Source organism: Escherichia coli, assembly GCF_036503815.1.
Lineage (GTDB): Bacteria > Pseudomonadota > Gammaproteobacteria > Enterobacterales > Enterobacteriaceae > Escherichia > Escherichia coli_F.
In genome coordinates this window covers 695,758-709,616 of sequence record NZ_AP027764.1, presented here as the reverse complement: position 1 = coordinate 709,616, position 13,859 = coordinate 695,758, and the positions used below count along the sequence as shown (strand labels likewise).

Here is a 13,859-nt window from a genome sequence, read left to right as displayed (position 1 = left end):
TAAAAAAGCATTTTTAGTGAAGATTAAATTTAAAAGTAAAGAATTAAGTTACTGAAACATAGTGATTTTCACAATGGCAATACTTAATTTTTAGGAATTTATAAATATTCACAATATTAATTTATTATATTAATTCAATCACCATAATTATATATGAACAATGGCATACCCTTGAATAAAGTGGTATGATAACTTCGTCCGCATTCCACTCCGGGAGACGCATATGGAAATCACTGAACCACGCCGTTTGTATCAACAACTTGCCGCTGATCTGAAAGAGCGCATCGAACAGGGCGTCTATCTGGTGGGTGATAAACTACCTGCTGAGCGCTTTATTGCCGATGAAAAAAACGTCAGTCGCACCGTAGTTCGTGAAGCCATCATCATGCTTGAAGTTGAAGGCTATGTAGAGGTGCGTAAAGGCTCGGGTATTCATGTGGTTTCCAACCAGCCGCGCCATCAGCAGTCAGCTGACACTAATATGGAATTCGCCAATTACGGTCCGTTTGAGCTGCTTCAGGCACGTCAGCTCATCGAAAGTAATATTGCCGAGTTCGCAGCGACCCAGGTAACCAAACAGGACATCATGAAACTGATGGCCATCCAGGAGCAGGCGCGCGGCGAACAATGCTTCCGTGATTCCGAATGGGATTTACAGTTCCATATTCAGGTTGCCCTGGCGACGCAGAACTCCGCCCTGGCAGCCATCGTTGAAAAAATGTGGACCCAACGTAGCCATAACCCATACTGGAAAAAACTGCACGAGCATATTGATGCCCGTACTGTCGATAACTGGTGCGATGACCACGATCAGATCCTCAAAGCGTTAATTCGCAAAGATCCCCATGCCGCTAAGCTGGCAATGTGGCAGCATCTGGAAAACACCAAGATCATGTTATTTAACGAAACCAGCGACGATTTCGAGTTCAATGCCGACCGCTATCTGTTCGCCGAAAATCCCGTTGTGCATCTTGATACGGCCACCAGCGGCAGCAAATGAAATCCCCATTCGGCAGGCGCAACGACGCGCCTGTTTGCCTCGTCGGTAAGCGAAAAGTATAAAGTGTCAGCCTGTGTAAATCCTCTCGCCACCCTCCCCTGCATTCAGCAAAATCAGACACCACGGACATGTAATTTTGATAACGAACAACGTTGACCTTTGTTACAATTAGATTCAATTTGAATTTATGCTTTTGAATGCTTTCTTATCTCACGATTTAACAGGGAATAGTTCAGGCTGTGTTGATGTATCAAACCCGCAGAACATACCAAAACAGCAATAACATTGCGGTAGTGCATCTTTTAAAACCAGCGTGGCGTTAACCGATTCACCAGGAATAATGAATGGAACTTTTGACCCAATTGCTGCAAGCCCTGTGGGCGCAGGATTTTGAAACCCTGGCCAATCCGTCGATGATTGGCATGCTCTATTTTGTTTTATTTGTAATTTTGTTCCTTGAAAACGGCTTGCTTCCGGCGGCCTTTTTACCGGGCGACAGTTTACTGGTGTTGGTCGGCGTATTGATTGCGAAAGGCGCGATGGGCTATCCGCAAACGATTCTGCTACTGACCGTTGCCGCCAGCCTCGGCTGCTGGGTCAGCTATATTCAGGGGCGATGGCTGGGCAATACCCGCACCGTACAAAACTGGCTATCTCATTTACCCGCGCATTATCATCAACGCGCACACCATCTTTTTCATAAACACGGTTTATCGGCGCTGTTAATTGGTCGCTTTATTGCGTTTGTCAGAACACTGCTGCCGACGATTGCCGGGTTATCAGGGCTGAATAACGCGCGCTTTCAGTTCTTCAACTGGATGAGCGGTCTGCTGTGGGTATTAATCCTGACAACTCTGGGTTACATGCTCGGCAAAACGCCGGTATTTTTAAAGTACGAGGACCAGTTGATGTCATGCCTGATGCTGCTCCCGGTGGTGCTGCTGGTGTTTGGCCTGGCAGGTTCTCTGGTCGTGTTATGGAAAAAGAAATATGGAAATCGGGGGTAAGGGATGCAAATACCTCGCATGTCGCTTCGCCAGCTAACCTGGTCCGGCGCTGTTTTACTTCTGGTCGGCACGCTGTTGCTGGCCTGGTCCGCGGTTCGCCAGCAAGAGTCTACGCTGGCGATTCGTGCCGTTCATCAAGGCACAACGATGCCAGACGGTTTTTCAATCTGGCATCACCTTGACGCTCACGGCATTCCTTTCAAAAGCATCACCCCTAAAAACGACACTCTGTTAATTACGTTTGACTCCAGCGACCAGAGTGCCGCAGCAAAAGCGGTTCTCGACAGAACATTGCCCCATGGCTACATCATTGCGCAGCAGGACAATAATAGTCAGGCTATGCAGTGGCTAACCCGATTGCGGGATAACTCTCATCGCTTCGGATAACTTCCTGTTATCCGAAACAGATCACTCACTTTGGTGATTTCACCGTAACTGTCTATGATTAATGAGGCGGTGGTCAACACTACCGCTTCGTTGTCTGGACAATCGTTCCTTTGTAATAGGTCCGAATCACAATGGAAGGTTCAAGAATGAAATACCGCATCGCTTTAGCTGTTTCTCTTTTTGCTCTTAGTACCGGTAGTTATGCCACTACCCTGTGTCAGGAAAAGGAGCAAAATATCCTTAAGGAGATCAGCTATGCCGAAAAACACCAAAACCAGAATCGTATTGACGGTCTGAATAAAGCCCTGAGTGAAGTCCGGGCCAACTGTTCAGATAGCCAGCTGCGTGCCGATCATCAGAAGAAAATCGCAAAGCAGAAAGATGAGGTGGCGGAACGCCAGCAAGATTTAGCCGAGGCGAAGCAAAAAGGCGATGCCGATAAGATTGCCAAACGCGAACGGAAACTGGCAGAAGCGCAGGAAGAGCTGAAAAAGCTGGAAGCGCGCGACTACTAACTCACAATAGTCACTACTTACTCACCTGGAGAAAACTATGTCGAAAGAACACACTACGGAACATCTGCGTGCTGAGTTGAAATCCCTTTCCGATACGCTGGAAGAGGTGCTTAGCTCATCTGGCGAGAAGTCGAAAGAAGAGTTGAGTAAGATTCGTAGCAAAGCGGAGCAGGCACTGAAACAGAGCCGTTATCGCCTGGGTGAAACCGGTGATGCCATTGCCAAACAAACCCGTGTCGCGGCGGCGCGTGCCGATGAGTATGTGCGTGAAAATCCGTGGACGGGCGTGGGCATTGGCGCTGCAATCGGTGTAGTGCTCGGCGTTCTGCTGTCGCGTCGTTAATTATGGCGGACACTCATCACGCGCAAGGGCCCGGTAAAAGCGTTCTGGGCATCGGGCAGCGAATTGTTTCCATCATGGTTGAAATGGTGGAGACACGTCTGCGGCTGGCGGTGGTGGAGCTGGAAGAGGAAAAAGCCAATCTCTTTCAGCTTTTACTGATGCTGGGCCTGACGATGCTTTTCGCTGCATTTGGTCTTATGAGCCTGATGGTGCTGATTATCTGGGCGGTTGATCCGCAATATCGCCTGAATGCGATGATTGCCACCACCGTGGTGTTGCTGCTACTGGCACTCATTGGCGGTATCTGGACGTTACGTAAATCGCGTAAATCCACCTTACTGCGCCATACGCGCCATGAGCTGGCAAACGATCGGCAACTGCTCGAGGAGGAGTCCCGTGAGCAGTAAAGTCGAACGTGAACGACGTAAGGCGCAACTGCTTAGCCAGATCCAGCAACAACGGCTGGATCTTTCCGCCAGTCGTCGTGAATGGCTGGAGGCGACAGGCGCTTATGATCGTCGCTGGAATATGCTGCTGAGTCTGCGCTCCTGGGCGCTGGTTGGCAGTAGTGTGATGGCTATCTGGACGATTCGTCATCCCAATATGCTGGTCCGCTGGGCCAGACGTGGTTTTGGTGTATGGAGCGCCTGGCGTCTGGTGAAAACAACCCTCAAGCAACAACAGCTTCGCGGTTAACTTCCTTTCTGGCCGGAGACATTCCGGCCTTATTCCTCAAATTTTTTGAAAATATTTGACAGTTTTCCTTGCTAACAATCACGCTTCGCCACGTTTATGATTCTCTCCATCGAAAGCAACGACGCTAATACCGCGCCCTTGCACAAAAAAACAATCAGCAGCCTGAGCGGCGCAGTGGAGAGTAAGATGAAAAAATTAGAAGATGTTGGGGTACTGGTCGCACGCATTTTAATGCCGATTCTGTTTATTACGGCAGGTTGGGGAAAAATTACTGGCTACGCGGGTACGCAACAATATATGGAAGCGATGGGTGTCCCTGGCTTTATGTTGCCACTGGTGATTCTGCTTGAGTTTGGTGGTGGTCTGGCAATCCTGTTCGGTTTCCTGACACGTACCACTGCCCTGTTTACTGCGGGCTTTACGCTGCTGACGGCATTTTTATTTCACAGCAATTTTGCAGAAGGCATGAACTCGCTGATGTTTATGAAAAACCTGACTATTTCTGGCGGATTCCTGCTGCTGGCGATTACCGGTGCGGGCGCGTATAGCATCGACCGTCTGTTGAATAAAAAGTGGTAAGTACGCGCTATACTTAACGATAAAAAACGAGGGGGAACACTCCTCGTTTCAGATTGTTGACAAAGTGCGCGTTGTTCATGCCGGATTCGGCGTGAACGCCTTATCCGGCCTACAAAAACATGCAAATTCAATACATTGCAGAAACCTCGTAGGCCTGATAAGCATAGCGCATCAGGCAGTTTTGCGTTTGCCATCAGTCTCAAACGAGGAGAAACGCTCCTCGTTTTTGCTATTGGAGGAGAGAAAAATGGGTCAACTGATTGACGGCGTCTGGCATGACACCTGGTACGACACCAAATCCACCGGCGGTAAATTTCAACGTTCAGCTTCCGCATTTCGTAACTGGCTCACTGCCGATGGGGCGCCAGGCCCCACTGGCAAAGGCGGTTTTGCCGCAGAGAAAGATCGTTATCATCTCTATGTTTCACTCGCCTGCCCGTGGGCGCACCGCACGCTGATCATGCGTAAACTCAAAGGACTGGAACCGTTTATTTCCGTTTCCGTAGTGAACCCGTTAATGCTGGAAAACGGCTGGACCTTTGATGACAGTTTTCCGGGAGCAACCGGCGATACACTCTATCAACATGAGTTTCTGTATCAGCTTTATCTCCACGCCGATCCACACTACAGCGGACGTGTCACTGTTCCCGTACTCTGGGACAAGAAGAACCACACCATTGTCAGCAACGAATCAGCGGAAATCATCCGCATGTTTAATACCGCGTTTGATGCGCTGGGTGCGAAAGCTGGAGATTACTACCCTTCAGCCCTGCAAACGAAAATTGACGAACTTAATGGCTGGATTTACGACACCGTTAACAATGGCGTGTATAAAGCCGGTTTTGCCACCAGCCAGCAAGCCTACGACGAGGCGGTGGCGAAAGTGTTTGAATCGCTGGCGCGACTGGAACAGATTTTAGGTCAGCACCGTTACCTGACCGGCAACCAGCTAACCGAAGCCGATATTCGCCTGTGGACCACGCTGGTGCGTTTTGATCCAGTGTATGTGACCCACTTCAAGTGTGATAAGCACCGCATCAGCGATTACCTGAATCTGTATGGCTTCCTGCGCGATATCTACCAGATGCCGGGAATTGCCGAAACCGTCAATTTCGATCACATCCGTAATCATTACTTCCGCAGCCATAAGACCATCAACCCTACGGGGATTATTTCAATTGGTCCGTGGCAGGATCTCGATGAACCGCATGGACGAGATGTTCGCTTCGGTTAAAAAAAGGCACCTTACGAGGTGCCTCTGATAATTAGCTAAGTGCGTGTTGTTCATGTCGGATGCGGCGTAAACGCCTTATCAAACCTACAAAACATTTATATTCAATATGTTGCAATGACCGCGCAGGCCAGATAAGCGTAGCGCATCTGGCAATTTTGCGCTTGCCCTTATCCTTCACAGCGCCTTATTAATTCATCGAGATAATATTTACTGCCATTTCATTCACGTCTATTCTTAAATTGCTGCTTTAAAAACAAGTGATTGAGCAAAATTGAGGCAAAAATGGACTGGTATCTGAAAGTACTAAAAAATTATGTCGGTTTCCGGGGCCGTGCGCGGCGCAAAGAGTACTGGATGTTTATTCTGGTCAACATCATCTTTACGTTCGTGCTGGGGCTACTGGATAAAATGTTAGGCTGGCAACGTGCCGGTGGCGAAGGCATCCTGACGACAATCTACGGTATTCTGGTGTTTTTACCATGGTGGGCAGTTCAGTTCCGCCGCCTGCACGACACCGACCGCTCGGCGTGGTGGGCACTGTTGTTCTTAATCCCGTTTATCGGCTGGCTTATTATCATCGTCTTTAACTGTCAGGCGGGTACGCCAGGCGAAAACCGCTTTGGACCAGATCCGAAACTGGAACCTTAAAACAAATCTCCTCGCCGGATGTCTGACTCATCCGGCTTTTATCATCATGTTGATGAATAAATAATCTACTAATGTTTATTTAAATTATTTCAATGTCGTTATATAAATTACATATAAAAAACGGCCATGTATTTATCTTAAATATCAAAACCTTTATAACATCCGAAAAAGAAAGATACGAATAGCATTTACTCCATCCCCGGAATAGACTTTCGCAACTTTTAATTAAAGGGATGTTTTTATGCAGTGGTATTTAGCCGTATTAAAAAATTATGTTGGTTTCTCTGGTCGTGCACGTCGTAAAGAGTACTGGATGTTTACTCTGATTAACGCCATCGTCGGCACTATTATCAATGTCATTCAATTGATTTTAGGTTTAGAGTTTCCATTCCTTTCTCTCATTTACCTGGCAGCAACAATCATTCCGGTCATTGCTCTGTGCGTTCGTCGTCTGCACGATACTGACCGTTCAGGTGCGTGGGCGCTTCTCTATCTGGTACCGGTCATTGGCTGGTTAGTTCTGTTTGTATTTGCCTGTTTAGAAGGCAATTCTGGCAGCAATCGTTACGGAAACGATCCGAAGTTTGGTTCAAATTAATCTTAGAATTGGGGCGATATTTCGCCCCTTTTTATTAAAAATAACAAATATTATTTTCCGCTAAAAAGTTTGGGAATTTCCCGCAGACACCAGGATTTCGCTTCCCCCATACTGTCACGACGCCAGGCCATAATAATATCGATCTCGCTGGTCGATTCCGGGCTGACGACACGCAACCGTCCTTCCGCAATATCTTTTTCAACCATCGGATACGGCATCGTCGCCACGCCAAGCCCCGCCAGTAATGCCTGACGTTTATCTTCAATCGTGCTCACCGTTAAGCGCGGCTGTTTGTCCAGCAGCTGTACGGTCAATACCGGGCGCTCACGAGCGGTATCCGCCACCGCAATACCACGATATTTCACACGCGTCACTTCAGAGAGCGGTTCTGGCTCTTGATGAATCGGGTGATCTGGCGCGGCAACGTAGACGTTCATTAAGGTATAGAGCTTGCGCGAGTTAATCTCCGACGAGGAACGAAAATGCATATCCGGCGCGATAACAATATCCGCGCGCCCCTGCTCCAGCCGTTCCCACGCCCCCGCCAGCACTTCGGTGATGATTGCCAGTTGGGTATTGGCTTTTGCCGCCAGTTTGTCGATTAACGGGAAAAAGGCGGGTGTCGGTACCAGCGCCTCAGTCACAATGGTGAGATGCGTTTCCCAACCGCGCGCGAGGGCTTCCGCATCGGTAGTCAGTTTATCTGCGGCTTCCAGCAAAACGCGCCCTCGCTCCAGCAACATTCGCCCGACATTGGTGAATTTGGTGCGATGGCCCGAGCGGTCAAACAACACCACATCCAGCTCTTCTTCTAGTTTTTGCATGGTGTAGCTAAGTGCGGAAGGCACGCGTCCCAGCTCATCCGCCGCCGCCGCAAAACTGCCCCGGCGATCGATCGCATCCATAACCCGTAGTGCTTCCAGCGTTAATGCCCTTTCTTTGGCCATTTCGTTCTCATTCAGGAAATTTGAACATACCGGGCAGAATATCTGGCTAACAATGTAGCGTCCAGCCCCTTACCATAAAAGGAAGTAAAGAGAGGTCAAGAATTATGATTACTACCCGAACTGCCAGGCAGTGTGGACAAGCAGACTACGGATGGTTGCAGGCCCGGTATACTTTTTCCTTTGGACACTACTTCGACCCGAAATTGTTAGGTTATGCCTCCCTGCGTGTGCTTAACCAGGAAGTTCTGGCCCCAGGTGCCGCCTTCCAGCCGCGTACCTATCCTAAAGTCGATATTTTAAATGTGATTCTGGATGGAGAAGCTGAGTATCGTGACAGCGAAGGCAATCATATTCAGGCCTACGCAGGTGAAGCGTTGCTGCTCTCTACCCAGCCGGGTATCAGCTATAGCGAACACAATCTCAGCAAAGACAAACCGTTAACACGGATGCAGCTTTGGCTGGATGCCTGCCCGCAGCGAGAGAATCCGCTGATTCAAAAACTGGCGCTTGATATGGGCAAGCAGCAATTAATCGCCTCGCCAGAGGGGGCGATGGGAAGCCTGCAGTTGCGCCAGCAAGTGTGGCTGCATCATATCGTGCTAGACAAAGGCGAAAGTGCGAATTTCCAGTTGCATGGGCCACGCGCGTATTTGCAATCGATTCACGGGCAATTTCATGCGCTTACGCATCATGAAGAGAAAGCGGCGCTGACCTGCGGTGATGGGGCGTTTATTCGTGACGAGGCTAACATTACGCTGGTTGCCGATTCCCCACTGCGCGCTTTGCTGATAGATTTGCCTGTCTAGTTGTTTTTACAGGGAGATGAAGATGAGTAAAAAATCGGCCAAAAAGCGTCAGCCGGTGAAGCCCGTGGTGGCGAAGGAACCGGCTCGCACCGCCAATAATTTTGGCTATGAAGAGATGTTGAGCGAACTGGAAGCCATTGTCGCGGATGCTGAAACGCGTTTAGCCGAGGATGAAGCTACCGCGTAAAGACAGGTTGCCGGATGCGGCGTAAACGCCTTATCCGGCCTACAAAACCAGCAACATCAACAAATTGCACAACTCGTAGGCCAAATAAGATGCACCAGCATCGCATCCGACACGATACCCAAAACCAGGTGTTTATCTGGCCTTGCTCGCCATAATCTCGATAATCTGCCGATCCGTTTGCTGCATCGAATGGCTTGCTAACGCACACAGGTTGGCAATCGACTGCTCAACATCATGCGCCACAATCCCTTCATTGCCGGTCACAGCGGTATCATCCAGCGCCATTAACACCGCTTTCCACGCAGCCGAAGCACTGGTCGAAACCTTCATCGCGCAGCTGTTCGACGCACCATCGCAAATCATGCCGCTGACATCGCCGATCATACTGCTGATCGCCATCGAGATGGTTTCATAACGCCCATCCACCAGCCATGCCATCCCGGCGGCAGCCCCCATTGCTGCTGTCGTTGCGGCACACAACGCAGACAAACGCGGTAACTGGTTATGGATGTAAATCGCGCTCAAATGCGAAAGCATCAGCGCACGCGCCAGTCGCTCATCATCTGCCCCGAAGTGTTCTGCGACCACCACCACAGGCATTGTTGCGGTGATCCCCTGATTGCCAGAACCGGAGTTACTCATTGCCGGAAGCGTAGCACCGCCCATACGCGCATCGGATGCCGCGCTGGTACGAATCACAATGGATGAAGAGAGATCTTTCGCCAGCAAACCGCGTTCACACTGTTTTTCCAGCGTCGCGCCAATATGTAGCCCCCAGTTACCACTCAAACCTTCCTGCGATAACGCGCAATTTAACTTCGCGGAATCGAGAATAAAGCGGATCGCCGAAAACGGCACTTCATTGACGAACTTCAGAATCTCGGCCAGCGTCGTTCTGGAGAGCACTGCCAGCGGCGACTCTTGCTCACCTTCTGTAACACTTGCCTGCTGGGTAAAAACCACGCCATTGTGCGTTTCAATATGCACAATGTTGGTATGCCCGCCAACGATGGTGACACACGCCCACTTCTCACCGCTCCAGACTTTGGCGCGTGAGAAGAGGATTTCATCGCAAGGTTCCTGGATTTTAACCGAGACTTTCCCCGCCGCCAGCAACGCTTTGGCATCGGCAATTGCCTGCGCCGTTGCGTCTTTCAGCACCTCCAGCCCGGCATTGGCATTCCCACCTAACGCGCCCAGCGCCGCCGCAATCGGCAGCCCCACCATTCCCGTGCCGGGAACGGTGACGCCCAGACCGTTCTTCATCAGATTTGGCGAAACCCAGGCTTCTACACGTTCAACCGGACCTTCCAGTTTTGCCGCAGCAACCGCCGCCGCCAGCGCCAGTGAAATCGGTTCAGTACATCCCAGCGCCGGTTTTACTTCCTCCTGAACGGCGAGGATGTAACGCTGCCATAACGGATTTAAAGTCGAATCAAACATATTAAAAACCTTAAAATTTCAGGTAAATCAAGAAAATGCCAGGAACGGAGAAACACAAAGCAACAAACCAGTGACGATAATCAGGTACAGAGACATCCCTTTGTATTTGTGCAATGCCGGTACTTTGTAAACCAGCCACGCCGGGATCAGGCACCCTACCATGCCGAAAATCGGGCTACAGATAGAGGTGAAGCTCAACACCGGTGCGTTCAGTACGATGGCGCTCCAGGCCAGCAAAATGGCGAAAATCATGATGCCGCGCTGAACGAGATTTTCGTTAATCTTCTCGGCAGGCATCTTGCGACGCAGGATGTTCATTACGATCCCTTGCGTTGCTTCGCGAAAACCTAAATAGACACCAAAGAATGCAGTCATTACGGCAAAAATATTAAGAATGACGCTGACCACTTTCACCCACGCTGCGCCGTCACCGCTAATAAACTGTGCGGCAATTGCCAGCGCAGAAATATTCTGCTCGTAGGCTTTTACCGCTTCGTCATGTCCCATCGCCAGCGTGAACGACACGGCGTAGAAAAAGACGGTGACAAACAAAATGCCAAACGCGATATTCATTGCCCGCAATGCTTTATGCCGCGCCACTTCAATGGATTTTTCCCGTGAGCGATAAGAGATCACCATCGGGCTTAACGTCTGGATAAACAGAATCGACGTCAGGGTAAACGGCAGCGTAATAATGGCGTTTTTCACCAGCAGCCCCAGCGGCGGCAGCGAACCGACGTTGTACAGATGCCACATTCCGACCATCGACACGCCCAGCGCCGCGACCACCAGCAGCTTGGTCAGCACCATCCCCGTCGAAATTTTGAATAACAATTTCTCGCCGCGTGAGGAGATCGCCACCAGAATGCAAATCAGTACCAGACCATAAAAGGGACTGTCTGACAGCAACCCTTCCGTCACGCCGAAGGTATGCAGGTAGGAAGCACTATCGTTGGTGATGGCAGTGGAATAGACGAACATCCAGATCACCAGCATCACGAAATAGAGCGCACCTAACAGGATGCCCCAGTTTTTACCTAAATAACCGCTGATGACGCTGGGGTAATCTTTACACTCTGGTGATTCTGCCAGCGTATTAATAAACAACCGCTGAAACAGATACATTGCTGGGTAACCAATCACCGATGAGAGCAAAAATACCCACAATCCCATCAAACCGACCTGCACCGGGAGAAAAACAATCCCTGCGCCAATCGCCATCCCGATACTCATAATCACCCAGCCGGTGTCAGTACTGTCGAATTTGATCGCTTCTCGCCACTCGCTCTCACTCATTCCAGCACGACCTGCCGGGGTCGAAGCGTCTGCAATGACGCCTTTATTCGATGCAATTTCCATAATTTCTCGCTCAATATTTTGTAGGGCTTATTATTTTTTTCCGAGCCGCATCAAGGCGATATGCGGTCTACATTTTTGCAGGCGAGTTATTAGAATAAAGAAATGATACGCGCGAGGTCAGAGAAAATCTTCACAATCAAGACTTTGAAATAACGGAGATGGATAAGAATTTTCTACTAAATTAACCGCAAGAGAATATTCATTCTCTATTTGCGGCAGATCACAAAAAAAGGTGCACATTTGTGCACCCAAGGATGAAAGCTGACAGCAATGTCAGCCGCAGACCACTTTAATGGCCAGTCCTCCGCGTGATGTTTCGCGGTATTTATCGTTCATATCTTTGCCGGTTTCATACATCGTCTCGATAACTTTATCGAGTGAAACACGCGGTGCCGAGGTGCGGCGCATCGCCATCCGCGCAGCGTTTACTGCTTTCACGGCATTAATGGCATTACGTTCAATACATGGGATTTGCACCTGTCCGGCAACCGGATCGCAGGTCAGACCAAGGTTATGCTCCATAGCAATTTCCGCCGCATTGCATACCTGCGCAGGACTGCCGCCCAGTAGTTCAGTTAACCCTGCCGCCGCCATTGAACAGGCCACGCCAATTTCCCCCTGACAGCCGACTTCCGCGCCAGAGATGGAAGCGTTCATTTTATACAGCGCACCAATAGCCCCCGCTGCCAGTAGATAGCGGGCAATCGACCGCTCATTTACTGGGCGACGGAACTTATCATAATAAGCCAGCACAGCCGGAATAATGCCGCACGCCCCATTGGTCGGCGCTGTTACTACGCGCCCACCGGCTGCGTTTTCTTCACTCACTGCCAGCGCGTACATGTTGATCCAGTCGATGACGTTCATCGGATCGTTAGAGATGTTATCGCTGGAAACCAGCTGGCGACGCAACGCAACGGCACGACGAGGCACATTAAGCGGTCCTGGCAGCACGCCTTCGGTATTCATCCCGCGTTCAATGCCGTCGTGCATCACTTGCCAGATACGGGCAAACCCGGCATCAATTTCCGCTTTGCTGCGCAGCGCCAGCTCGTTGTGCATCATTAGGCCAGAAATAGACAGGCCGTTGTAATCACACATTTTCAGCAGTTCACCTGCTGAGTGAAAATCGTAAGGTACGAGGGTTTCGACAGCGTGCGACAGACCGAAGTGTTCTTCTTCAACGATAAATCCGCCACCGACTGAGTAGTAAGTTTTGCTTAATAGCTCTTTCTGCCCATTCCAGGCAGTAATCCGCATCCCGTTCTCATGACGAGGCAACATTTCAGGATGGAAAACAATGTTCTTTGCTACAGGAAAATCAACAACATGCGCCCCAGAAGCCACCGGCAACCGCCCGCTGCGCGTCACTAACTCAATAAATGCAGGGATCTCATCAATAACAACATCCTGCGGACTGTTTCCTGCTAGTCCCATGATGATGGCGACATCCGTGGCATGGCCTTTGCCCGTCAGTGACAACGACCCGTACAGATCGACCATAATATGGCTCGTCGCGGTTAATAAGCCGCTATTTTCCAGCCGATCAATAAAACTTTTTCCGGCATTCATCGGCCCCACGGTATGCGAACTGGAGGGTCCAATCCCAATTTTGAAAATATCGAATGCACTAATCATATCCACACCCTCGGATTGCCGTTCAGTGAAGTGGAGCGGAACGACCTTGCGACCGTCCCGCTCACGAGGCTTTACGCACTACGTACTGCGATGGCTTCAATTTCCAGCTTCACATCTTTCGGCAAACGCGCGACCTGCACACAGCTCCGGGTCGGGTAGGTGGCCTGATGCTCATCGAAGAACTGCTTATAGACTTCATTGATGGTGGCAAAATCATTCAGATCGGTGATGAACACGGTCATCTTGATGATATCACCCACGCTCAGCCCGGCAGCAACCACGATCGCTTTGACGTTTTCGAGGCTTAAACGCGCCTGATCTTGCACATCAGCCGGGATCTCACCTGTCTGCGGGCAAACCGGAATTTGCCCGGAGGTGAAGACCATGCTGCCTAAATCAACACCCTGAACATAAGGGCCGATTGCGCCTGGGGCACGTTGCGTTTCGATAATCTTTTTCATACATCCTCCGG

19 protein-coding genes are annotated in these 13,859 nt (G+C 50.0%); 14 read left to right on the top strand and 5 right to left on the bottom strand.

The window, feature by feature from the left end:
- Positions 1-223: 223 nt before the first annotated feature.
- The 12 genes from exuR to AABJ99_RS03380 all read left to right on the top strand — a co-directional run bounded on the left by exuR (position 224) and on the right by AABJ99_RS03380 (position 7,007).
- The gene (gene exuR, locus AABJ99_RS03435) at positions 224-1,000 is read left to right on the top strand and encodes a transcriptional regulator ExuR (RefSeq protein WP_000406496.1); all 777 of its coding nucleotides are present in this window, start codon (positions 224-226) and stop codon (positions 998-1,000) included.
- Between the two features lie 239 nt (positions 1,001-1,239).
- Positions 1,240-1,323 (top strand): protein YqiM, encoded by an 84-nt coding sequence (gene yqiM, locus AABJ99_RS03430; protein ID WP_211180508.1) that lies wholly within the window; start codon positions 1,240-1,242, stop codon positions 1,321-1,323.
- A gap of 21 nt (positions 1,324-1,344) precedes the next feature.
- On the top strand, positions 1,345-2,007 hold the full coding sequence (gene yqjA, locus AABJ99_RS03425; protein WP_000422149.1) for a DedA family general envelope maintenance protein YqjA: 663 nt from the start codon (positions 1,345-1,347) through the stop codon (positions 2,005-2,007).
- 3 nt (positions 2,008-2,010) lie between these two features.
- Positions 2,011-2,394 carry an EnvZ/OmpR regulon moderator MzrA gene (gene mzrA / locus AABJ99_RS03420; RefSeq protein ID WP_001166773.1) on the top strand — a complete coding sequence of 128 codons (384 nt, stop codon included), beginning with the start codon at positions 2,011-2,013 and terminating at the stop codon, positions 2,392-2,394.
- 146 nt (positions 2,395-2,540) lie between these two features.
- Positions 2,541-2,909 carry a DUF1090 family protein YqjC gene (yqjC, locus tag AABJ99_RS03415; protein WP_001352920.1) on the top strand — a complete coding sequence of 123 codons (369 nt, stop codon included), beginning with the start codon at positions 2,541-2,543 and terminating at the stop codon, positions 2,907-2,909.
- A 37-nt stretch (positions 2,910-2,946) separates the two neighbouring features.
- On the top strand, positions 2,947-3,252 hold the full coding sequence (yqjD, locus tag AABJ99_RS03410) for a DUF883 family protein (protein ID WP_000031415.1): 306 nt from the start codon (positions 2,947-2,949) through the stop codon (positions 3,250-3,252).
- A 2-nt stretch (positions 3,253-3,254) separates the two neighbouring features.
- Entirely contained in the window at positions 3,255-3,659 is a 405-nt protein-coding gene (yqjE, locus tag AABJ99_RS03405; RefSeq protein ID WP_000785722.1) for a phage holin family protein, read from the top strand.
- Positions 3,649-3,948, top strand: a complete 300-nt coding sequence (yqjK, locus tag AABJ99_RS03400) for a YqjK-like family protein (RefSeq protein ID WP_000096086.1) — start codon at positions 3,649-3,651, stop codon at positions 3,946-3,948. The genes yqjE and yqjK overlap by 11 nt, the downstream gene beginning before the upstream one ends.
- A gap of 186 nt (positions 3,949-4,134) precedes the next feature.
- Positions 4,135-4,527, top strand: a complete 393-nt coding sequence (gene yqjF / locus AABJ99_RS03395; protein WP_039021355.1) for a DoxX family protein — start codon at positions 4,135-4,137, stop codon at positions 4,525-4,527.
- A 247-nt stretch (positions 4,528-4,774) separates the two neighbouring features.
- Positions 4,775-5,761 carry a glutathionyl-hydroquinone reductase YqjG gene (gene yqjG, locus AABJ99_RS03390; protein WP_032303822.1) on the top strand — a complete coding sequence of 329 codons (987 nt, stop codon included), beginning with the start codon at positions 4,775-4,777 and terminating at the stop codon, positions 5,759-5,761.
- 282 nt (positions 5,762-6,043) lie between these two features.
- Positions 6,044-6,409 carry a DUF805 domain-containing protein gene (yhaH, locus tag AABJ99_RS03385; protein ID WP_000384145.1) on the top strand — a complete coding sequence of 122 codons (366 nt, stop codon included), beginning with the start codon at positions 6,044-6,046 and terminating at the stop codon, positions 6,407-6,409.
- A gap of 241 nt (positions 6,410-6,650) precedes the next feature.
- On the top strand, positions 6,651-7,007 hold the full coding sequence (locus AABJ99_RS03380; protein ID WP_001198788.1) for a DUF805 domain-containing protein: 357 nt from the start codon (positions 6,651-6,653) through the stop codon (positions 7,005-7,007).
- Between the two features lie 50 nt (positions 7,008-7,057).
- Here the strand turns inward: AABJ99_RS03380 and yhaJ are convergent, their stop codons facing one another.
- Positions 7,058-7,954: a DNA-binding transcriptional regulator YhaJ gene (yhaJ, locus tag AABJ99_RS03375; protein WP_001041010.1), complete on the bottom strand. Its 897-nt coding sequence runs from the start codon at positions 7,952-7,954 to the stop codon at positions 7,058-7,060.
- Between the two features lie 104 nt (positions 7,955-8,058).
- Between yhaJ and yhaK the strand changes: the two genes are divergently transcribed.
- Together yhaK and yhaL are read left to right on the top strand one after the other, a co-directional pair.
- Complete coding sequence (gene yhaK / locus AABJ99_RS03370; protein ID WP_000633563.1) at positions 8,059-8,760, top strand: pirin family protein; 702 nt, start codon at positions 8,059-8,061, stop codon at positions 8,758-8,760.
- A 22-nt stretch (positions 8,761-8,782) separates the two neighbouring features.
- Positions 8,783-8,947, top strand: a complete 165-nt coding sequence (yhaL, locus tag AABJ99_RS03365; RefSeq protein WP_001306007.1) for a protein YhaL — start codon at positions 8,783-8,785, stop codon at positions 8,945-8,947.
- Between the two features lie 132 nt (positions 8,948-9,079).
- On the opposite strand, the gene cyuA is transcribed toward yhaL, so the two are convergent.
- From cyuA to tdcF, 4 genes are all read right to left on the bottom strand, one after another.
- Positions 9,080-10,390, bottom strand: coding sequence for a cysteine desulfidase (gene cyuA / locus AABJ99_RS03360; RefSeq protein WP_039021354.1), 1,311 nt, complete (start codon positions 10,388-10,390; stop codon positions 9,080-9,082).
- A gap of 27 nt (positions 10,391-10,417) precedes the next feature.
- Positions 10,418-11,749, bottom strand: a complete 1,332-nt coding sequence (gene cyuP, locus AABJ99_RS03355; RefSeq protein WP_000401598.1) for an amino acid permease — start codon at positions 11,747-11,749, stop codon at positions 10,418-10,420.
- 273 nt (positions 11,750-12,022) lie between these two features.
- Positions 12,023-13,387 carry an L-serine ammonia-lyase gene (tdcG, locus tag AABJ99_RS03350; RefSeq protein ID WP_000622094.1) on the bottom strand — a complete coding sequence of 455 codons (1,365 nt, stop codon included), beginning with the start codon at positions 13,385-13,387 and terminating at the stop codon, positions 12,023-12,025.
- Positions 13,388-13,458: 71 nt separating this feature from the next.
- Positions 13,459-13,848, bottom strand: a complete 390-nt coding sequence (gene tdcF / locus AABJ99_RS03345) for an enamine/imine deaminase (protein WP_000719990.1) — start codon at positions 13,846-13,848, stop codon at positions 13,459-13,461.
- Between the last annotated feature and the right edge of the window lie 11 nt (positions 13,849-13,859).

What these genes read in the sequence shown, in the direction of transcription:
- yqjF (WP_039021355.1), top strand. Translation starts at nt 4,135, where the DNA reads ATGAAAAAATTAGAAGATGTTGGGGTACTGGTCGCACGCATTTTAATG.
- yhaK (WP_000633563.1), top strand. Translation starts at nt 8,059, where the DNA reads ATGATTACTACCCGAACTGCCAGGCAGTGTGGACAAGCAGACTACGGA.
- tdcG (WP_000622094.1), bottom strand. Translation starts at nt 13,387, where the DNA reads ATGATTAGTGCATTCGATATTTTCAAAATTGGGATTGGACCCTCCAGT.
- yhaL (WP_001306007.1), top strand. Translation starts at nt 8,783, where the DNA reads ATGAGTAAAAAATCGGCCAAAAAGCGTCAGCCGGTGAAGCCCGTGGTG.
- yqjC (WP_001352920.1), top strand. Translation starts at nt 2,541, where the DNA reads ATGAAATACCGCATCGCTTTAGCTGTTTCTCTTTTTGCTCTTAGTACC.
- mzrA (WP_001166773.1), top strand. Translation starts at nt 2,011, where the DNA reads ATGCAAATACCTCGCATGTCGCTTCGCCAGCTAACCTGGTCCGGCGCT.
- yqjA (WP_000422149.1), top strand. Translation starts at nt 1,345, where the DNA reads ATGGAACTTTTGACCCAATTGCTGCAAGCCCTGTGGGCGCAGGATTTT.
- AABJ99_RS03380 (WP_001198788.1), top strand. Translation starts at nt 6,651, where the DNA reads ATGCAGTGGTATTTAGCCGTATTAAAAAATTATGTTGGTTTCTCTGGT.
- yqjG (WP_032303822.1), top strand. Translation starts at nt 4,775, where the DNA reads ATGGGTCAACTGATTGACGGCGTCTGGCATGACACCTGGTACGACACC.
- yhaH (WP_000384145.1), top strand. Translation starts at nt 6,044, where the DNA reads ATGGACTGGTATCTGAAAGTACTAAAAAATTATGTCGGTTTCCGGGGC.
- yhaJ (WP_001041010.1), bottom strand. Translation starts at nt 7,954, where the DNA reads ATGGCCAAAGAAAGGGCATTAACGCTGGAAGCACTACGGGTTATGGAT.
- yqjD (WP_000031415.1), top strand. Translation starts at nt 2,947, where the DNA reads ATGTCGAAAGAACACACTACGGAACATCTGCGTGCTGAGTTGAAATCC.
- cyuA (WP_039021354.1), bottom strand. Translation starts at nt 10,390, where the DNA reads ATGTTTGATTCGACTTTAAATCCGTTATGGCAGCGTTACATCCTCGCC.
- cyuP (WP_000401598.1), bottom strand. Translation starts at nt 11,749, where the DNA reads ATGGAAATTGCATCGAATAAAGGCGTCATTGCAGACGCTTCGACCCCG.
- yqjE (WP_000785722.1), top strand. Translation starts at nt 3,255, where the DNA reads ATGGCGGACACTCATCACGCGCAAGGGCCCGGTAAAAGCGTTCTGGGC.
- tdcF (WP_000719990.1), bottom strand. Translation starts at nt 13,848, where the DNA reads ATGAAAAAGATTATCGAAACGCAACGTGCCCCAGGCGCAATCGGCCCT.
- exuR (WP_000406496.1), top strand. Translation starts at nt 224, where the DNA reads ATGGAAATCACTGAACCACGCCGTTTGTATCAACAACTTGCCGCTGAT.